Annotated in this window: 23 protein-coding genes; 22 read left to right on the top strand and 1 reads right to left on the bottom strand. The window is 58.8% G+C overall.

Translation table 11 applies throughout. The features are described 5' to 3' along the window. Positions 1 to 105: 105 nt before the first annotated feature. The gene (locus Q675_RS22140; protein ID WP_152525344.1) at positions 106 to 330 is read right to left on the bottom strand and encodes a hypothetical protein; all 225 of its coding nucleotides are present in this window, start codon (positions 328 to 330) and stop codon (positions 106 to 108) included. A gap of 26 nt (positions 331 to 356) precedes the next feature. On the opposite strand from Q675_RS22140, the gene Q675_RS22135 reads away from it, so the two are divergent. The 22 genes from Q675_RS22135 (at position 357) to Q675_RS0118985 (ending at position 17,580) form a co-directional block, all read left to right on the top strand. After that, entirely contained in the window at positions 357 to 779 is a 423-nt protein-coding gene (locus Q675_RS22135) for a hypothetical protein (RefSeq protein ID WP_023010533.1), read from the top strand. A 202-nt stretch (positions 780 to 981) separates the two neighbouring features. After that, positions 982 to 1,935 (top strand): hypothetical protein, encoded by a 954-nt coding sequence (locus Q675_RS22130; RefSeq protein WP_023010532.1) that lies wholly within the window; start codon positions 982 to 984, stop codon positions 1,933 to 1,935. Further along, the gene (locus tag Q675_RS38190; protein ID WP_161629034.1) at positions 1,871 to 2,329 is read left to right on the top strand and encodes a hypothetical protein; all 459 of its coding nucleotides are present in this window, start codon (positions 1,871 to 1,873) and stop codon (positions 2,327 to 2,329) included. Before Q675_RS22130 ends, Q675_RS38190 begins: the two co-directional genes overlap by 65 nt. Further along, positions 2,319 to 2,657 carry an antiterminator Q family protein gene (locus Q675_RS37690; RefSeq protein ID WP_023010530.1) on the top strand — a complete coding sequence of 113 codons (339 nt, stop codon included), beginning with the start codon at positions 2,319 to 2,321 and terminating at the stop codon, positions 2,655 to 2,657. Before Q675_RS38190 ends, Q675_RS37690 begins: the two co-directional genes overlap by 11 nt. Before the next feature lie 145 nt (positions 2,658 to 2,802). Then, on the top strand, positions 2,803 to 3,216 hold the full coding sequence (locus tag Q675_RS22120; RefSeq protein ID WP_031210993.1) for a glycoside hydrolase family protein: 414 nt from the start codon (positions 2,803 to 2,805) through the stop codon (positions 3,214 to 3,216). Further along, on the top strand, positions 3,213 to 3,431 hold the full coding sequence (locus Q675_RS22115; protein WP_023010528.1) for a hypothetical protein: 219 nt from the start codon (positions 3,213 to 3,215) through the stop codon (positions 3,429 to 3,431). The genes Q675_RS22120 and Q675_RS22115 overlap by 4 nt, the downstream gene beginning before the upstream one ends. After that, positions 3,431 to 3,685, top strand: a complete 255-nt coding sequence (locus Q675_RS22110; RefSeq protein WP_023010527.1) for a hypothetical protein — start codon at positions 3,431 to 3,433, stop codon at positions 3,683 to 3,685. Before Q675_RS22115 ends, Q675_RS22110 begins: the two co-directional genes overlap by 1 nt. Positions 3,686 to 3,757: 72 nt before the next feature. Further along, complete coding sequence (locus tag Q675_RS38275) at positions 3,758 to 4,354, top strand: hypothetical protein (RefSeq protein WP_023010526.1); 597 nt, start codon at positions 3,758 to 3,760, stop codon at positions 4,352 to 4,354. Next, positions 4,263 to 4,619: an HNH endonuclease gene (locus tag Q675_RS22105; RefSeq protein ID WP_023010525.1), complete on the top strand. Its 357-nt coding sequence runs from the start codon at positions 4,263 to 4,265 to the stop codon at positions 4,617 to 4,619. Before Q675_RS38275 ends, Q675_RS22105 begins: the two co-directional genes overlap by 92 nt. An 84-nt stretch (positions 4,620 to 4,703) precedes the next feature. Then, positions 4,704 to 5,159 carry a phage terminase small subunit P27 family gene (locus Q675_RS22100; protein WP_023010524.1) on the top strand — a complete coding sequence of 152 codons (456 nt, stop codon included), beginning with the start codon at positions 4,704 to 4,706 and terminating at the stop codon, positions 5,157 to 5,159. Further along, a complete protein-coding gene (locus Q675_RS22095; protein ID WP_023010523.1) occupies positions 5,159 to 6,841 on the top strand; it encodes a terminase large subunit in 1,683 nt (560 codons plus the stop codon). Before Q675_RS22100 ends, Q675_RS22095 begins: the two co-directional genes overlap by 1 nt. Next, positions 6,841 to 8,157, top strand: a complete 1,317-nt coding sequence (locus Q675_RS22090; RefSeq protein WP_023010522.1) for a phage portal protein — start codon at positions 6,841 to 6,843, stop codon at positions 8,155 to 8,157. Before Q675_RS22095 ends, Q675_RS22090 begins: the two co-directional genes overlap by 1 nt. Continuing rightward, the gene (locus Q675_RS22085) at positions 8,144 to 8,845 is read left to right on the top strand and encodes a head maturation protease, ClpP-related (RefSeq protein WP_031210988.1); all 702 of its coding nucleotides are present in this window, start codon (positions 8,144 to 8,146) and stop codon (positions 8,843 to 8,845) included. Before Q675_RS22090 ends, Q675_RS22085 begins: the two co-directional genes overlap by 14 nt. 70 nt (positions 8,846 to 8,915) lie before the next feature. Next, positions 8,916 to 10,157 carry a phage major capsid protein gene (locus Q675_RS22080; protein WP_023010520.1) on the top strand — a complete coding sequence of 414 codons (1,242 nt, stop codon included), beginning with the start codon at positions 8,916 to 8,918 and terminating at the stop codon, positions 10,155 to 10,157. A 69-nt stretch (positions 10,158 to 10,226) separates the two neighbouring features. After that, positions 10,227 to 10,637, top strand: a complete 411-nt coding sequence (locus Q675_RS22075; protein ID WP_023010519.1) for a hypothetical protein — start codon at positions 10,227 to 10,229, stop codon at positions 10,635 to 10,637. Continuing rightward, the gene (locus Q675_RS37680; protein WP_023010518.1) at positions 10,637 to 11,164 is read left to right on the top strand and encodes a head-tail connector protein; all 528 of its coding nucleotides are present in this window, start codon (positions 10,637 to 10,639) and stop codon (positions 11,162 to 11,164) included. The genes Q675_RS22075 and Q675_RS37680 overlap by 1 nt, the downstream gene beginning before the upstream one ends. Before the next feature lie 14 nt (positions 11,165 to 11,178). After that, positions 11,179 to 11,688 (top strand): hypothetical protein, encoded by a 510-nt coding sequence (locus Q675_RS22065; protein ID WP_152525342.1) that lies wholly within the window; start codon positions 11,179 to 11,181, stop codon positions 11,686 to 11,688. Continuing rightward, on the top strand, positions 11,685 to 12,239 hold the full coding sequence (locus tag Q675_RS37675) for a hypothetical protein (RefSeq protein ID WP_023010516.1): 555 nt from the start codon (positions 11,685 to 11,687) through the stop codon (positions 12,237 to 12,239). Before Q675_RS22065 ends, Q675_RS37675 begins: the two co-directional genes overlap by 4 nt. 1 nt (position 12,240) lies before the next feature. Continuing rightward, positions 12,241 to 12,702: a hypothetical protein gene (locus Q675_RS22055; protein ID WP_023010515.1), complete on the top strand. Its 462-nt coding sequence runs from the start codon at positions 12,241 to 12,243 to the stop codon at positions 12,700 to 12,702. 12 nt (positions 12,703 to 12,714) lie between these two features. After that, entirely contained in the window at positions 12,715 to 13,443 is a 729-nt protein-coding gene (locus tag Q675_RS22050; RefSeq protein ID WP_023010514.1) for a hypothetical protein, read from the top strand. Positions 13,444 to 13,510: 67 nt separating this feature from the next. Then, complete coding sequence (locus Q675_RS22045) at positions 13,511 to 17,185, top strand: tape measure protein (protein WP_023010513.1); 3,675 nt, start codon at positions 13,511 to 13,513, stop codon at positions 17,183 to 17,185. Continuing rightward, the gene (locus Q675_RS0118985; RefSeq protein ID WP_023010512.1) at positions 17,182 to 17,580 is read left to right on the top strand and encodes a hypothetical protein; all 399 of its coding nucleotides are present in this window, start codon (positions 17,182 to 17,184) and stop codon (positions 17,578 to 17,580) included. Before Q675_RS22045 ends, Q675_RS0118985 begins: the two co-directional genes overlap by 4 nt. Position 17,581 lies beyond the last annotated feature (1 nt).

Below are 17,581 nucleotides of genomic sequence, written 5' to 3'. Positions count from 1 at the left end.
TGGCGTTTACCAGAAGGCCAGACGCGCTCAGTGTTCGGAAGCGGTTGATGCACCCGTATGAGGTCTACGGGGATCATGATGCCATGAACTATGCCCGGGATGTGATCATAGGTGTCCTGAATACTCTGCTTCAAGAATTGCCTCCTGCTCGGATTCGCAGCCTCGAGCAAGGTCTATCCGATGAATTGTCTGAAGCCGTTGAATGTTACACACACAGTGGAAATCATCCAGCTCCACCACATCCCCAACCCGGAGCGGATGCTCGGACTCATAGCGATCAGGCCGCCCCGCCTGATGATCGTCCAGATACTTCACCTTGTATTCAATCACAGGATCCTCCTCAGGAGTCATTTTTTATGAGTGATACCGACGATCCCCGTGCCCGCCTGGGGAAAATGCTGTCGGCGGCCCTGTTTATCTCAACGTTTGGCCATGCCGCATTGGCCGGCATCAAAACCCGGCAAGACCTGGTTGGCGACGATCCTGATTTATCTGATATCGAAATCAATGTTCTGGCGAAAGGGCTGCTTGTGGATTGCCAGGTGGCGTTGATTGAGGCCAATGGCATCAACGACACCCGAAAGCTCCTGTTCGCGCTCGCCGGCACGCCTTTGCATTCGGCGAAGGAAAAAGCCGAGCGCCTTATAGGTGTTCATACTGCTCAGCTAGGAGCCGTGCCTCTTCCCGAGATTGAGCGGATTTTGAGAGATCAAGACAACCGCCGTCGGGAAATTCATGCACGCCAATTACGCAGTAGTGAAAACCGTCCTCAAGCTTGATCACCTTGCCGATCGTAATGTCGTCATCGGTTTCATAGGTGGGTTGGTTTCCGTCGTCAGCATCGGCGCGGTAGTGCAAGCGGTATTCCATTGGGCTTCTCCATCCAGTTGGTGAAGCACTGAAAATAGCAAAACGGCACAGAACAAACCATGAACAGTGCACAAACAATAAACTATTGGCATCTGGCGCTGGGAGGCTGGCATGCGCTCGCAGTGGAATGACGCTGAGGATGAAGCCCTGCAGGGTCTTACGCCAGAAGCGCAGGTGATCTACCTGCGGGGCTTCCGGCGGTATATGGACTACCAGACGGGTGTGGCCGGTGGTCGTGCCCGCAAGCTGTCTTACCGGGCCCTGGCAGAGGTGATTGCCGTGGAACCGGACTGGGGCAGCCAGCGCAAGCGGGCAGATACGCCAACGCTGGGCCGTGTACGTGCCAGGGTGGCGGAGCTGGAGCGGGCCGGGTTGGTGGTTAACCACGAGTCCAGCCGCAGCCGGGGGCTTGTTTTTAAACTGCCGTTGGCTGATGCGGGATCAGTCCGTCCAGAAAAGGAACAACACAAGGAACAACACAGGGAACAACACAAGGAACCGCATAGCGGGAAAGTGGTTAACCTGCCGAAAAAACAGGAAATATTGCAGGTAGAGCAGGGGGGGAGCAGCACAGGGAACAGCACAAGGAACGACACTAGGAACAACACACATCTGTATAACTATACTGAACTTAACTCTACTGACGCGGGCGCGCGCGACAATGAAGCATGGCCCGACACCTGCCAGCCCCAGAGCCCTCAGGACTGGGGTTCCTTCCTTGGCCGTGAGCGTGGGTGGGCTTACCACCGGATATCCCGGCCCAAACTGATTATCTCCTACCAGCGCTGGATCCAGTTGCAGCTCACCATCGGTGATATGCGCCAGATCATGACCAGTGCAGAAGCCAACCTTGGCCGGGTACCGGATGGCCCGGAGTACTACGTTCCCTTTGCGGAGAGCTACGTGCGGGAGCGTGACCGAATGAATCAGGAAATCCAGAACCAGCAACAGCGAGGTGCCCATGACTCAGGTACGCCAGATCCACAGCATCGTTCAAGGCGTGACGAACGATCTGCAGTCCAGCGACAACTCTCAGACCCCGACTACGCTCTCAAGCACTGGTGATGGATTCAGCCAGGAGCAGAAGCGCAAAACGGTTTTGTTCTTCAACCGGCTGCAGTTGATCTATGGGCACCGGTTTACCCTGCAGTGGCCGGATGAGAAAACCATCAGGCTGGCCCGCCGTGAGTGGGCTGGTGAGGTGGATGCGTTGAGCTGGGAGCAGCTAGAAACGGCTCTGGTGCGCGCAAAGGCAAAGCTCATCGAGGGTGATGCGGATTTCTACTGGCCTGATGTGGGGCGGATTCTTGGGCTTGCTCGGGACAGGCGGAGTGCTGCTCACCAGACCTTTCAGAAAGTGTTGCCGGAAGGCGATTCAGTCAAGCAGTCCAGGCTCAAGGCTGCACGCAAGGGTATGGCAAGGCTCAGGTCGATTCTTGGGGGTGGTGATGCTCAGTGATACGCAACAGCGGTTGACCGCCTGGGGGCATTGGGTTCGGGCCGGTGGTGTGGATCTGGGCATCAAGGGCGTGAATCTGGCTGTGGGCAGCAGTGTGGCCATGCCGATCTGCCCGGATGATGATGCCCTGGCCGTGGACAATGCCATTGCCCGGCTGAAGCGCCGTGATCCGGTGATGGGGCGGGTGCTCACCCTCGCGTACCTGAACCAGTTCAGCCTGGCCCGGATTGCCCGTGAGTCTGGAGAGGGGAGCAGGGAACGGGTGCGGTACCTGCTGGGTGGGGCTGAGGCGTGGATTGATGCTGTGCTTCACGGGATGCAAAGCTAATTGCCAGTTAGTTTTATTGACATCCTGCATGCAGGAAACTACTCTCAGTCGCGTAAGGTGCAGAAAGTGCACCCAAGCAAGTCGTAAACCCTGATGATACTCCTTCAACCCGGCCCTGGTGCCGGGTTTTTTTATGGCTGGACTCATGAACAGACAACTCCTCCTGGAACAACTGCAGCGCCATGAAGGGCTGCGCCTGAAGCCGTATCAGGACACCGTCGGCAAGACCACGATCGGCTATGGCCGCAACCTGGATGACCGTGGCATCAGCGAGGATGAAGCCGGCTTCATGCTTGATAACGATATTGACCAGGTGGTGGCTGAGCTGGAGCGGATGCCGCTGTTCCTGAGCCTGAACCCGGTCCGTCAGGTGGTGCTGGCAAACATGGCGTTCAACATGGGTGTGCCGACTCTGCTGGAGTTCCGGCGCATGCTGGGTGCCCTGGCTGAGCAGGATTGGGATCGTGCAGCCAGGGAAATGATGGACAGCAAATGGGCCCGGCAGGTGGGTAGTCGTGCGGAGGAGCTGTCTGAACTGATGAGGCGAGGTGAAGCATGAACGAACAGGAAAAGCCCTGGTGGGCATCAAAAACCGTTTGGGGCGGTCTGGTTGCAGTGATTGCCAGCATCCTGGCGGCTTTCGGGTATGACATTGGGGCAGCGGATCAGGAAGCCATTGTGGGTTCCATCGTGTCTGTTGTGGGTGCCGTGGGTGGTCTGATTGCTGTGTATGGCCGCGTGAAGGCGAGCCGGAAGATCGGGAAGGCGAAGTAGTGCCGGGCTGGGTCGCTGAGCTGCTGCGCCTTTTGAGGATGGTAGCTGAGCGCATCCGGCTGGTTCGTCGCAAACGTGAGCAGGAGGAGTACCAGGATGAAGTGGAACGGTTGCAGGAAGATCCTGTTGGTTATGGCCGTGATCACTTTAACCGGGTGCGGGATCCTGCCGAGATGCCCGGAGATGCCGACTCCTCCGGCAAGACCAACACTGCCCAGCTGGACCACAAGCGCACAGGACGGAGTGAGCCTTAACAAGCGGGACACTGAACGCCTGATGCGTTATGTGCTTGAGCTGGAGCGCGGATATGTGGAGTACCGCTGACCATGGGTGAGGCGGATGCTATGGAGAACTTCCGAGTGCACGAGCGTGTAGGAACCCTGGAGCAGAAGGTGCACACCCTGGAGCATCGGGCGGACTCCATGGAGTGGATCAAGCCTGAAGTCACCAAGCATGGCACCCTGATCAGCGAGATTGTTGCCAACCAGAAAGCCCTGGAGAAGTCGGTTCAGCGGCTGGGTGACGACTTCGAGGAGCTGAACGAGAAGATTGATACCGTGATAGGTATTCACCAGGAATACCGAACCAGTCAGATGCAGGCGTTCAATGATTTCAGGGCGGATCAGACCAATGCCTTCCACGAGATGAGGGTGGCTCACTCTGAAGACATCAAGGCGCTGGCATCAAAGCAGGACAGGCTGGGTACCCAGCTGGGAACCCTGGCAAAGGTGATTGGCGGTGCAGCGTTGCTGTTAGGAGCGCTGGTCAGTGTGGGCAAACTGATGGAGATGTTCGGTGCCAAAGGCTATCCCGAGACAATGCAGGGCCAGTATGTGCCCGGAGACAACCAGCGAGGCCAATGGGTATTGCCTCAAGCACCAGGCGAAGGCCAGTGGCTGGGTGAGTCCGACCAGGGGGAGTAGCACGCAACGTGGCTATGGTGGCCGGTGGCGCAGGCTGCGGCTGCAGATACTGGAGCGGGACAAAGGGTTGTGCCAGATATGCCTGCCGGAGGGAAAGGTAATGCCGGCAGTGGCAGTGGATCACATCGTGCCGAAGGCTGAAGGCGGTAATGATGATCCGGAGAATCTGCAGGCGATTTGCAAGCGGTGCCACAAACTGAAAACGGAAATGGAATCGAAACGCGCGCGAGCAGGGGGCGGGGGTCAAAAGTTCAGAGCCCTTTGAGGCTCGACCGCTTGCCTCACGTGATTTTTTACGTTGGCAAAATTGAGGTAGGGGGGGTATCCGAAAGGGTGCCCCTTTTTTGTTATGGGTCGCAGACCAGAACCAGCACAACTGAAGGTATTGCAGGGCAACTTCCGGAAGGATCGTCACAGCCATGGCGCTGGTGAGCAGCGCCCGGTCGGATTGCCGGAGTGTCCGAAGTGGCTGCCGCGCTCTGCCAAGAAATACTGGAATGAGCTGGGGCCGCAGCTGGAGAAGGCTGGCCTGATCTCTGTCATGGACCAGGCGGCGTTTGCCGCTCACTGCGATTCCTACGGCAAGTTTGAGGAGATCACCAAGAAGCTGAAGCGGGTGGAGGACATGATTGACGAGACCCCGCAGGGCTATGCGGTGCAGCACGTGTTCTTCCAGATCCGGAACAAGCTGTGGGACCAGGTGATGAAAAGCGCCAGCGAGTTCGGTTTGTCTCCTGCCGGTGCCAGCAAGGTGAAGGCTCCGCCCCAGGGCCAGCTGGATCTCGGTGGCTTCGAGGATATGTGATGGCGAAGGACTACGTTGCCATTGCCATGGAGTACGCCAACGGTGTGTTGTCTGGTGATATACCCGCGTGTAAGTGGGTGCAGCTGGCCTGCCATCGGCAATTGAATGACCTGAAGCGGGAAGGGCAAGACGATTTCCCTTACTGGTTTGAGCCGGCTCTCGCGAACCGGGTCTGCCAGTTCATCGAGCTGTTGCCTCATGTGAAGGGTGAGTGGGCTCGGGAGCGTAAGCGCCTGGAGCTGGCCCCCTGGCAGATCTTCCGGATTACAACCGTATTCGGCTGGATCAATGAGGAAGGATATCGCCGGTTCAAGACGGCATACAACGAGATGCCCCGGAAGCAGGGCAAGTCATCAGAAACCTCTGGTGTTGGTCTGTACCTGCTGACCGCAGACGGTGAGCCCGGCGCGGAGGTCTACAGCGCGGCGACAACCCGGGACCAGGCACAGATTACCTGGAAGGATGCAAAGCAGATGGTTGACCGCACGCCGGGTCTGCAGGCCCGGTTTGGTGTGGCGACCAGCTCGCACACGGTGTTTGTGGAGCAGACCAACAGCGTGTTCCGCCCGCTCAGTCGTGACCAGGGTGGCAACCATGACGGTCTGAACGTTCATGGCGGTCTGATCGATGAGCTCCATGCCCATAAGACAAGGGAGATCTTCGACGTTATCGAGACCGGCACCGGTGCCCGTAAGCAGCCGCTGCTCTGGCTGATCACCACGGCGGGCTTCAATCGAGCCGGGATTTGCTATGAGCAGCGGGCCTACGTGACCAAGATCCTGGAAGGCGTTGTAAAGGATGAGAGTTACTTCGGGATCATCTATACGATCGATGAAGACGACGACTGGACTGAGCCGGCCAGTTGGGCCAAGGCGAACCCTAACTGGAACATTTCGGTGAACCCGGAGGACATCGAGCGAAAGGCGCGCAAGGCCATGACGATGGCGGCTGCCACAAACAACTTTCTGACCAAACACCTGAATGTGTGGGTAAACGCCGATACGGCCTGGATGGATCTGCAGGCCTGGGATAAGTGCGGTGATCCGGCCCGGACGCTTGATCAGTTCGAAGGGCGCAAGTGCTGGGTGGGGCTGGACCTGGCCAGCAAGATCGACGTGGCCTGCCTGATGCTGCTGTTCGAGGAAGACGATGGCTGGTCTGTGTTTGGGCGCTACTACATTCCGGAAGATGCCGCCGATGAGGGGCGTAACCAGCACTACGCCGGTTGGGCCCGGCAGGGTCTGGTGACTCTGACCCCGGGCTGCGTTACCGATTACGCCTACATCGAGAGCGACCTGCGTGAATTCGCCAGCAGGTTCGATATCCAGGACGTGGCCTTTGACCCATGGCAGGCCATCTATCTGGCAACCCGGATGCAGGAAGAAGGCCTGCCGATGATCGAATACCGGCAGACGGTCGCCAACATGAGTGAGCCGATGAAAACCCTGGAGGCGCTCACCCTGGAAGGCAAGATCCGTCACAACGGTGATCCGGTGCTGACCTGGATGATGTCGAACGTGGTGGCGCACCTGGATGCGAAGGACAACATCTACCCGCGCAAGGAATTTCCGGAGAACAAGATTGACGGCGTTGTGGCGCTGATTATGGCGCTGGGGCGTGCTATCCGGCAGCAGGAGCCGGAGTCTCAGTTTGTTGATACTTCATTTGTAGGGCTGCTTTGATGGGACTGTTACTGAGTAGACGTGAGCCGGAGCAGGAACTGCTGCAGGAACCGAGCATGGACATCCTGCGGCTTGAGGCTGAGCTTGAGAACACCCGGCGGGATCTGGCCACCATCCGGAATGAATCCCAGAACTGGAATTCCGGCTATGAGGCACTGCAGGAGCTCTTTGCTGCCCAGTCGAATGTGGCTGGCGTTCACGTTGATGAGAACGCCGCCATGCGGGTTTCTGCGGTCTATGCCTGCGTGCGCATCATCGCCGGCGCGATCGGCAGCCTGCCGTTCCAGGTGTACCGGCATACAGAGCATCACCGGGAGCGGTTCAACCGCCACCCGCTATACCGGGTGATTCACACAGAACCCAACCCCCAGCTATCAGCCGTGGTGTATTGGGAAACGGTGATCATGCACATCCTGCTGGCCGGCAACCACTACAGCCTGATTGCCAGAACGCGCGGTGGTGAGCCTCTGGGCCTGACCCCGCTGAAGCCCAGCAGGGTGGATGTGGATGAGCTGAATGGCCGGCTGGTGTATTTCGTTTACTTTGATGACGGCACCTGGGCCGCCTATGACCAGGACGACATCCTGCACATTCCCGGCGTTGGCTGGGATGGCCGGCGGGGTCTCTCGGTTATCCGCAGTGTGGGGCAGAACAGCATTGGTACTGCGCTGGCAGCAGATGAGTACAGCGGCAAGTTCTTCGCCAATGACTCAACACCCCGCGGCTACATCCGCTTCCCCGATGGAAAGAAGCTGACGGATGACCAGGCCCGGGTGATCCGGGACTACTGGTTTGAAAAGCACCAGGGCGTGGGTAATGCCCACCTGCCAGCCTTCATTCCGGATGGTGGTGAGTTCAAGGAAATCACAATGTCAGCGGAGGATTCCCAGCTGATAGAGACCCGCAAGTTCCAGGTAACCGATATCGCGCGGATATTCGGCTTGCCGCCCCATATGATCGGTGCGCAGGAGGCTTCCACCAGCTGGGGAACGGGCATTGAGCAGCAGTCCATTGGTTTTGTGCAGTACACCCTGAAGCCCCATCTGACCCGCATCGAACAGGAGGTTAACCGGAAGCTGTTCCGGTCCCCTGAGTATTTCGCGGAGTTCAATGTCTCCGGCCTGCTGCGGGGGGATATCAAGGGCCGCAATGAGGCCTACAAGATCGCGCTGGGTGGCAACCAGCAACCAGGCTATATGACTGTGAATGAGGTCCGGGCCCTGGAGAATCTGCCGCCCATTGAAGGCGGCAACGAATTATACAAACCAGTAACGGGAGGGCAGCCCAGTGCGCAACAAACTGATGAATCTGATTAAGGATAACCTGCAGGAAAAGCGGGATTTCCGTGTTCGAAGCGAGGGCGATGAAGCCACCATCTATATCTACGATGTTATTGACGACATGTGGGCGATCTCTGCAGAGATGGTTGCCCGGGAGCTGGCAGACCTGGATGTCTCTACTATCCACTTGCGGATCAACAGCCCCGGCGGTGATGTGTTTGCTGGCCGGGCTATTCAAACCGCGCTGGCGCAGCACCCGGCACGGGTAGTAGCTCACATTGACGGTCTGGCTGCCAGTGCAGCTACCTTCGTCAGCACAGCCGCTGACGAGATCCGGATGACGGATGGCGGGTTTTACATGATCCACAAGGGATGGACGCTGGCGATCGGCAATGCTGACGATATGCGGAGTGTGGCGGGTCTGCTGGATCAGGTGGATGAAAGCATCGTGCGCACCTACGCCACCCGGTCTGGCCAGTCCGAAGACAGCATCATTGCCTGGATGGCAGAAGAAACCTGGATGTCTGCGGCTGAAGCCATGGAGCGGGGATTTATCGACGCTGTGGATGAAGTCACTAATGGCAGCGCGGCTCGGAACATGAGTCGTTTTAATCTCAATGCCTACAGCAAGGCACCGAAGATAAAACCGCCTGAGCCAGACAATCAGGCGCAACAGGCACACCGGGCGCACCTTGAGCGGCGCCTGCAACTGGTTGGCGCTTAGCGGGCACCGTTAAGCACCTGAACAGCCGCCTCCGGGCGGCTTTTTTTATGGCAAAAACAGGAGCATGACTATGAAACGGTCGATTCAGGCCCTGCGCGAAGAGCGCACCAAAGTGGCGGCTGATGCCCGCAAGCTGCTCGATGATATCGAGCCCGAAAAGTGGACGGATGAGCATAACGCTCAGTATGACCAGATGGTTGCCAATATCGAGAATCTGGACGGTCAGATCGATCGCCACCAGAAGCAACTGGATATTGAGGCTGCCAACCGGCAATCCATTCAGGATCGCGCGGACGAGAATGGTATCTCTACCGATGAGGCCGAGCACCAGGCCAATCAGGAGAAGAATATCTTCAACTCCTATCTCCGTGGCGGTATCGATGCCCTGAGCATGGAGCAGCGCCAGTATGTTGTGAACAAGGCGCGGAAGGTACGTGGTGATATGTCCACCGGTACCGGCTCAGAAGGTGGTTACCTGGTACCGCGTGAATTCGCCACCACCATGCTGGAGGCGCTGAAGTCCTTTGGCGGTATGCGTGAAGTGGCCACCATTATCCGCACCGCCTCCGGTGCCGGCATGGACTGGCCTACCACGGATGCCACCTCTGAGGAAGGTGAAATCGTTGGCGAGAACGCAGCGGTTTCCCGTCAGGATGCCACGTTCGGTACCAAATCGCTGGACACCTTCAAGTTCAGCTCCAAGTCCATCGCCGTGCCGTTCGAGCTGCTGCAGGACGGCGAGATTGATCTGCAGGCGCACATCATTGCCCGTCTGCAGCAGCGGCTGGGCCGGATCACCAACCGGATGTTCACTGCTGGTAGCGGTAGCAACCAACCTGGCGGCATTGTTGGTAGTGCCGCCGCTGGACGTGTCGCACCATCCGGTCAGACCGATACGGTCCTTTGGGAAGATCTGCTGCACCTGAAGCACAGTGTGGACCCTGCTTACCGCAACGGTGCCCGGTTCATGTTCCATGACCAGACGCTGAAGCACCTGAAAATGATGAAGGACGACCAGAACCGTCCGCTGTGGGTGCCCGGTGTGGCAGTAGGTGAGCCCGACACCATCGACGGTTCTGGCTATGTAATCAACCAGCACATGCCGGAGCTGGCAGCCGGTGCCAAGGCGCTGCTCTACGGTGACTTCAGCAAGTACATCATCCGCGATGTCATGCAGTTCATGCTCTTCCGCATGACCGATTCCAAGTACACCGAGAAGGGGCAGGTGGGCTTCCTTGCCTTCATGCGCTCCGGCGGTGGGCTGATGGATGTTGGTGGTGCGGTGAAGCACTTCGCTACTGCGGCCTCCTGATCATCGGGAGGCTTCGGCCTCCCTGATCTGAAGTCATTTCAATAACCAGCCAGAACGGGGGAAACCGACATGGCAGCCAAGAAATCGACCGAGAAGGCCACCGGATCTGCAGAGCAGAAGGCGGACGAGAATGCAGGCCAGCAGCAGGAGCTGGGCAATCAGCCTGCTGAGCAGAACCAGGCAGCAACTGGTGATGTGCAGGCCGGTGATCAGGGCACCAATGAACAGCCGGGCGCTGGCGTTAATCCTGATGACGACAATGAGGATGACGAGCCGCCGGAGGAAATGGAGGTATTCGTCCTGGTGGATTACAACCCGCTGGGCCTGAAGTGCGCCACCGTTGCCACTCTCTCTGGTGTTGATGCCATTCGCCTGGAAGAGCAAGGCATTGTCGACACAGCAGAGAAGGCCGTGGCCCGGGGTAAGGCGAACCAGCCCAAAACCGCCGGCGGTGATCAGGTCATCGAGGACGAGGACTGATGATCTCGCTTGATGAGGCGAAAGCGCACCTGCGGCTGGAACAGGATTTCACGGAGGAAGACGGCCTGATCCAGTCGCTGGTGGATGCTGCGGTGCTGAACCTGGAGCACAACACCGGAAGAGCGCTGCGCATCCGGGAGGAATCGCTGGTGCTTGACCGGTGGCCTGCTGAAGTGGTGCTGCCGTGGTGGCCGATCCGCTCCATTGTGTCCATCACCTACGTGGATCCGCAGGGCGAAACCCAGCAGCTGCAGAGTATGGCGCTGGATCTTCGCCAGTTCCCGGCAAAGCTTCGACCGGCTAAGGGCGAAACCTGGCCGGAGCTGCTGCACGGGCATGAAGTGGTGGAGATCAAGGTAGAGGTAGGCATGGATGCGCTGCCAGAGGATCTGAAGCGCGCGGCCTTGCTGATGGTGGGCCACCTGTATGAAAACCGCGAAGCGGTAGTGATCGGGACCATCACCAGCACCCTGCCAATGGCTGTGGAGTACCTGCTGCAGCCCCATCGCATCATGAGGATTGGCTGATGAGGGCGGGGCGGATGAATTCCAGATTGCGCATCCTCGATGCCAGCGGAGTGGAGTTGGGCCGGATCTGGGCGGATGTTCGCCCGCCTTTGGAGGTGGGAGAGCAGAGTGGTCTCAGGGAGTCAGGCCAGACAAAGGTACTGGTCAGGCCCCGTGCCATTCTGCGCCCCGGCCTGTTTCTTGAGGGGCATGGTCAGCTGTTCGTAATTGACGGCCAGGGTGATCGCCTTTCCCGCCACCAGGATGTGCATCTGAGCTGCACCAGGCTGGTGGGGCGGAACGGTGTGTACCGCCGATACGGTGGCGATGAATCGCCTGTCCGGGTGCATGTCTCCAGAAACACGCCACACGTTGGGCTGAGCGGTCAGGTTATGGACTACCGATATCGGGTAGATATCCCGGCACTGGATCAGCCCGCTCCCTGGCAGCCGGGTGACATGATCCTGCTGGATGGCACTGAGTATCCACTGACTGGCCTTGCGGAGGACGGTGATGACGGCACGGTCGTCACCTTCACATCATGACCTATTCCGTAATTACACAGGGCGAAGACCGGCTGGGTGAGCTGTTTGGCGCGCTAGACAAAGAAGTTCTGCGTGCTCAGGTGAACACGCTGAATGCTGCCGGTACTGAATTTCGCCGTGACTTCGTGGATGACATCCACCAAGCCACCGGTTTGAAAAAGAAGTTGCTCCGACAGCGGATCCGGATCAGCCGGGCGAAGCAGAAAACTCTGCAGGCAAAGCTGGTACCGGACAGTCAGGGCCTGCCGATCACGGAATACACCTGGCGGCCTGAGCCTGCCGGCCACCCGACCCGGGCGCGGATTCTGATTCGCTGGTTTGGCGGGTGGAAGGTCGCCGCGGGCTTTATCAACCCGGAAGCGGATCGGCCCCTACCCATGAAGACGATCACCAGCAAGGGGCGTTTCCGCCGGCCTGTGCTTGCCCATGGCATCAGCGTGGCTGCGGCCTTCAAGGTCGCCCGGGACGATGGCCGGCTGGACAAATACAGCGCCCGGCTGGCGGAGATCTTCGAAGAGAAGATGGCCGATCAGGTAGCGCGGAGGAGCTGATATGGCGGACCCAAAATCCCTTCGGGTGATTAAGACCCTGCAGTCTGCCCTTGAGCAGATTCAGGGCGAAGGCTTCAACACGGATGCGGGTTTGAGGATTACCCGTGGCCGCAAGCGCATCAGCAAGGATGAAACTTTTCCCCTCCTGGTTATCCATGAGGGGGACGAGGAAGTCATTAAAGCCGTGGGGCAGCAGCAGGTGCACAACCGGCTGAACATCACCATCGAGGGGTGGTGCGAGGCGGACCCACTGAATCCACTGGACGATGCCCACTTCCTGCTGGCGGACATCAAGCAATCCCTGTTTCCGGCGCTGGAATCCAGATGCAACCCCGGACTCTTTACCAAAGTCGATTACCTCGGGCGTGTGATTGACCCGCCGGAGGATGGATCGCGCATCTGTTCTGTCTCTGTGCTGCTGGCCATTGACTGGGCAGAACGACTCACTGAACCCATGAACTGAGAGGAATGAACCATGGCTGAGCAAATTAACGAGGCCTATATCGGCTCCGGCATCATCTACATCAATGGCCGGGACGTGGGCAACTGCTCGAACGTGAACTTTGCGATCGAGCAGGAAACCCAGAGTCAGCGGAACTACCGTGGCGGCGGTGGCAACTTCGCGTCTGTGACGACGGTTAGCGCTGTAACCCTGTCTATGGAACTGGCCAACTTCTCAAATGAGAACCTGGCGATGGCGTTGCGGGGTGTTGTTGAAACCGTGGCTGCCGGATCCGTAACCGGCGAATCGGTAACGGCTGTGCTCGGTGGCCTGGCGGAAACCTCCAAGATGATTGATACCAGTGACACTGCCAATACCGTAACCGTTCAGAATTCCGGCGAATCGACCACCTATGTCGAGGGCACCGATTATGAAGTGACCGCAGCCGGGCTGCGCATTTTGCCAGATGGCAGCATCACTGACGGTGAGGAACTGGTTGTGGGTTATGACAACCAGGGAACCAACGTGTTGCAGGCCCTGGTGGAATCCGGCCAGGAAGTGCGTGTGGTGCTGGACGGCGTGAACGATGCGACTGGCAAGCCGGTAACGGTGAAGGTCCACCGCTGGAAGCCGTCACCCACCTCCGGTCTGGGCTTGATCTCTGATGACTTCGCCACCTTCACGGTAGAAGGGCAGGTGCTGGCTGATGAGACTATTCAGGCATCCGGCAAATCCAAGTTCTTCACCCGGGCTGCCGCCTGATCGAAGTGACCCTGCTGTCAGGCGCACCGGCTGGTGCGCCTGACCAGTTCCGCCGTGAGAGTTTCTGATGGCCATTAAAGATTCCATCATCAATCTGATCCTCAAGGGAAAGGACATGCTTTCCCCTGCAACCGAGTCCGCGCGTAAAAGCGTGGGCGGTCTGCAGGAGCGAAGCGATGAACTGAATAAGGCCCTGTCCCGGCTGACCCAGACCCAGCGCAATATCACTGAATTCAAGCGACTGGGGACTGAAACCGATCGGCTGAAGCAAAACTGGCAGGAAGCTGAAGCGGAAGTAGAGCGACTGAGCTCTGCTCTGAATAAGGCGGAGAAGCCGACAAAAGCCATGGCCCGTGACCTGCAGCGGGCAGAGAAGGCGGCTGACGAATCGAAGGCTGCGTGGGTTCGTAACCGGGAAGCGCTGGACCGGCTATCGCCCCGGCTGAAAGCCGCTGGTGTTGACCTGCGTAACCTGGACCAGGCGCAGGACGGACTGGAGCAGTCCTCCCGCCGGTTGAAGTCTGATCTGACGGCGGTAAATACCCAGCTCAAGCGCCAGCGTACAAGTGCAAAAGATTCCGGTGATGCCCTGCGGGATGCTGATAAAGCTGCCGGCGGATTCTCAACCCGCATCCGTGGTGCGGTTGCTGCATTGGCGGCGTTTGTGGGTGCTGCGGTCGGGCTGGATAAGATCCGCCAGGGCTTTATTGCCATCCTGCAAACCGGCGACCGATTCGAGAAGCTGGACCAGCAACTGACGCAGGTTTTCAACAGTGTGGAGCGCGGGCAGGAAGCCTCCCAGTGGATTCAGGACTTCACCGCCAACACGCCCCTGCAGCTGGAACAGGTGTCTCAGGCATTCATCCGCCTGAAAAACTTCGGCATTGATCCCACCAACGGAACGCTTCAGGCGCTGGTTGACCAGAATGAAGCCATGGGCGGTTCCTTCCAGGATCTGGAAGGGTTGGTAAATGCACTGGGTCAGGCGTGGGCAAAACAGAAACTGCAGGGTGAGGAGATCCTGCAGCTGATTGAACGCGGCGTGCCGGTTTGGGAGTTGCTGGCGGAAGCCACGGGCAAGAATGTTACCGAGCTGCAGGAGATGTCTTCTGCAGGTGAGCTGGGCCGGGAGACCATCGCCGCCCTCGTGCAGGAGATCGGCAAGGCCAGCGAGGGCGCTGCAGCGGATAGTATGGGCCGTTTGTCTGGCCTCGTGTCGAATCTTCGGGACCAGTGGGACCAGTTCCTGAATCGCGTGGCAGAGGCCGGGGCGCTGGAGTATGCCAAGCAACAGTTGCAGAGCCTGCTGGATACCATCACAGAGCTGCGTCAGAACGGCACCCTTGAGCGTTGGGCTCAGAGCATCAGCAATGCCATGGTCTCCATTGGGCAGGCCATAAAGGGCACGGTGGGTGCCATTGTTGAGTACAAGGACCAGTTGCTGCTACTGGGCAAGGCGTTTGTCGCGCTGAAGGTTGCAGGTGCAGTGAAAGCCATTGGTGCCTGGACGGTCGCACTGCGGGCTTCACGGGCGGAAATGATGGCCGCCAGTGCCCAGGCAGTGGCCACCGCCAAAGGCTTTTCAGCCCTTGGCCGCACCATGCTGGCGCTGGCCAAACCGATTCCGATCACCCTAGCGATTATCGGGTTTGAGGCGGCTACCGCTGCCATGGATGCAATCACCCGGAAGATCCGCGGTGTAGAAGATGCCGAGCGGCGGCTGGCACTGCAGCAGAAAGAGATAGAGCTGCAGCGCCTGCGGGAAATCAATCAGCTCAAGCGTAAGGCTCAGGCGCTGGAGGAGTATGCCTCGGTCACTGTGAGGACCGGCGCAGAAGTTGCCGCCATGAACCAGGAGCAACGGCAAGCCTACGCCGATCAGCTCTCCGGTGCCCAGGAATACTACGAATACGCCATTGATGCCCTGGAACGGCAGGCCGCCATGGGGCAGGACGTTACCAGCGAGCTGGCCGCAATGCGCGGTGAGCTGGAGCAGGTCAACCAGACCCTGAAGACGGTATCGGATGAATCTGTCCGGGCTGGTGAAGCGCTGCGGCTGGGGATCACGAAAGAGGCACTGGATGCCGTTACCGCCTTCACCAGCCTGAAGGCAGAAGGCCTGTCTACCACGGATGCCCTGCAAAAGGCATTTGATGACCTGGATCTGAAAACGCCTGAGGGCATCACCTCCATGGCTCAGGCGCTGGGCAGTCTGGTGCGGACGGCTCAGGTCAGTGGGCAGGAGATAAAAGACGGGCTGATGAAGCCCTTGCAGGACGTTAGCAGCCAGGGTCTGTCTCAGTTTCAGCGCAAGTTCACGGAGGTGATGAACGGTGCCGCTGCTGATTCCCAGCGCACCGGGCAGGTGATGGACTCTGTGCTGGGGGAGGCCTTTTCCCGGCTGGGGGCTGATCTCACAAAGGCGCAAACTGGTATTACTGCAACTGGCCAATCCGCCATCGATGCGTTCGGTGTTGTAGTAGAGAACCTGGACATTGCCGGCCGCTCTGCAGAGGAAAATGCTGCAATCCTTCAGGAATCCTTCACCGGTGCCCTGCAGAAGATATCCACTGAGAAGGGGTTGAAAGAGCTTCAGGCACAGCTCAAGGAAGCGCAGGCCAAAGGTATCGATGCCAGTGCGGCTCTGGCTCAGGTTCGCCAGCGGCTGCAGGAAATACAAGGCATCCAGAATGGTGGCGGCGGTGATATCAGCAAGCCGATATCGGACGCTGGCAAGGAAGCGGACCAGGCATCCCCGAAAATCAAAAACATGGCGGACACGATCGGCAACAGTAGCCAGGCCGCCAAAGAGTTTCGGGAAAACTGGCAGGCGGCATGGGGCGGTGCCTTCGGCAAAGCCATCTCCAACGCCCGGCAACAGGTGACCGCTCTATCCAAGGCCGCACGCAACCTGTTTGAAATGAAGATCGGCGGCAACGCCTTTGTAGGTGAGGCAGAGTCCGCTGCCGAATCCCTCGAAAAGGCCCGTCAACGCACGGATGAACTGGCCACTGCCCGCCGGCGGTTAATGTCGAGCAGCCTGGCCGCCTGGTTTGCAGACACAGCCCTGGCCGCTGCAGAAGTTGAAGAAAAGTTTTGGTCGCAAGCCGTGGCCATGGAGAACCTGCAGGAGAAGATCCAGTCCGGCAGCTACTCCATGGACCAGCTCGACCGCATCAGCGCCAGCGCTGCCAATAAGTTTGACCTGCTGGATAACCAACGGCTGAACGGCCTGCAGCAGGCCATCGATGCCGCCCGCCAGAAAATGAAAAGCCTGGCGGACTCCGCTGACAGCACACTGGACAGCCTGCGCCAGCGGCTTGCCGATATCCGTGGCGACACCGAGGAAGCCCAGCGCCTGCAATATGAGGCGGAACGGGAGCGGCTGGAGGAACAGCTGAAGCTTGCCCAACAAGCCGGCGCGGATGAGGCGGCTGCCGATTACCAGAAATCCCTGGATACCCTGGAGCAGATCTACCAGATCGAACAGCGCAACCGCCGTGAGGAAGAAAACGAGCGGGAGCAGCGTGCTGCGGATCGTGCGCGTCAACAGGAGATGGCCAACATCGAACGCCAGCGTTTGGCTCGTGAGCGGGATCAAGCCTCGTCGATCAGCCCCGCCCGGACAGAATCCGTCAAAACCGTGAACGTGAATCTGGGTGGCCAGAGTTTCCGCGTGCTGGCTGACGATGAAGATGCGTTTGTGCGGGCCCTTGAGAATGCCAGGAGTACATCACTGTGAGCATCACCCTTTCAGACGGCAGCATCACCGTAGAGCTGCCGGAAGACCTCAACTGGTCTGACCGCACCTGGTCGCCAGTAGAGCAGAGCTTTACCCGGGGCCTCACCGGTGCGCCGATCATCATGGTGGACGCTGCCCAGTACGGTCGTCCGATCACGCTGGAAGCGCCGGAGCGTGGCGGCTGGATGCTGGCCACCGCAGAGCCCCAGATAATTACTTGGCATAACACGCCGGGCCAGACCCTGACGCTGGACTACCGTGGCGAGATACACACCGTTCAGTTCCGCCATCACGATGGGCTGGGCTATGAGAGTGCCCCGGTTCGGTACCAGATTAACCCCGGGCCGGACCACCAGGTAATCCCCACATTCCGATTCATCACCGTGGAGCCGTAAT

This window comes from Marinobacter sp. EN3, assembly GCF_000475315.1.
Classification (GTDB): domain Bacteria; phylum Pseudomonadota; class Gammaproteobacteria; order Pseudomonadales; family Oleiphilaceae; genus Marinobacter; species Marinobacter nauticus.
Note: the sequence above shows the minus strand (reverse complement) of the source record. Positions and strands in the feature narration are given on the sequence as shown.

Coding starts and splice junctions, on each gene's coding strand:
- Q675_RS22095 (WP_023010523.1), top strand. CDS start 5,159: ATGGCGAAGGACTACGTTGCCATTGCCATGGAGTACGCCAACGGTGTG.
- Q675_RS22135 (WP_023010533.1), top strand. CDS start 357: ATGAGTGATACCGACGATCCCCGTGCCCGCCTGGGGAAAATGCTGTCG.
- Q675_RS22090 (WP_023010522.1), top strand. CDS start 6,841: ATGGGACTGTTACTGAGTAGACGTGAGCCGGAGCAGGAACTGCTGCAG.
- Q675_RS22080 (WP_023010520.1), top strand. CDS start 8,916: ATGAAACGGTCGATTCAGGCCCTGCGCGAAGAGCGCACCAAAGTGGCG.
- Q675_RS22075 (WP_023010519.1), top strand. CDS start 10,227: ATGGCAGCCAAGAAATCGACCGAGAAGGCCACCGGATCTGCAGAGCAG.
- Q675_RS37680 (WP_023010518.1), top strand. CDS start 10,637: ATGATCTCGCTTGATGAGGCGAAAGCGCACCTGCGGCTGGAACAGGAT.
- Q675_RS37675 (WP_023010516.1), top strand. CDS start 11,685: ATGACCTATTCCGTAATTACACAGGGCGAAGACCGGCTGGGTGAGCTG.
- Q675_RS22100 (WP_023010524.1), top strand. CDS start 4,704: ATGGGTCGCAGACCAGAACCAGCACAACTGAAGGTATTGCAGGGCAAC.
- Q675_RS22130 (WP_023010532.1), top strand. CDS start 982: ATGCGCTCGCAGTGGAATGACGCTGAGGATGAAGCCCTGCAGGGTCTT.
- Q675_RS22120 (WP_031210993.1), top strand. CDS start 2,803: ATGAACAGACAACTCCTCCTGGAACAACTGCAGCGCCATGAAGGGCTG.
- Q675_RS22050 (WP_023010514.1), top strand. CDS start 12,715: ATGGCTGAGCAAATTAACGAGGCCTATATCGGCTCCGGCATCATCTAC.
- Q675_RS22055 (WP_023010515.1), top strand. CDS start 12,241: ATGGCGGACCCAAAATCCCTTCGGGTGATTAAGACCCTGCAGTCTGCC.
- Q675_RS22045 (WP_023010513.1), top strand. CDS start 13,511: ATGGCCATTAAAGATTCCATCATCAATCTGATCCTCAAGGGAAAGGAC.
- Q675_RS22085 (WP_031210988.1), top strand. CDS start 8,144: ATGAATCTGATTAAGGATAACCTGCAGGAAAAGCGGGATTTCCGTGTT.
- Q675_RS37690 (WP_023010530.1), top strand. CDS start 2,319: ATGCTCAGTGATACGCAACAGCGGTTGACCGCCTGGGGGCATTGGGTT.
- Q675_RS38275 (WP_023010526.1), top strand. CDS start 3,758: ATGGGTGAGGCGGATGCTATGGAGAACTTCCGAGTGCACGAGCGTGTA.
- Q675_RS22115 (WP_023010528.1), top strand. CDS start 3,213: ATGAACGAACAGGAAAAGCCCTGGTGGGCATCAAAAACCGTTTGGGGC.
- Q675_RS22065 (WP_152525342.1), top strand. CDS start 11,179: ATGAATTCCAGATTGCGCATCCTCGATGCCAGCGGAGTGGAGTTGGGC.
- Q675_RS22105 (WP_023010525.1), top strand. CDS start 4,263: ATGTGCCCGGAGACAACCAGCGAGGCCAATGGGTATTGCCTCAAGCAC.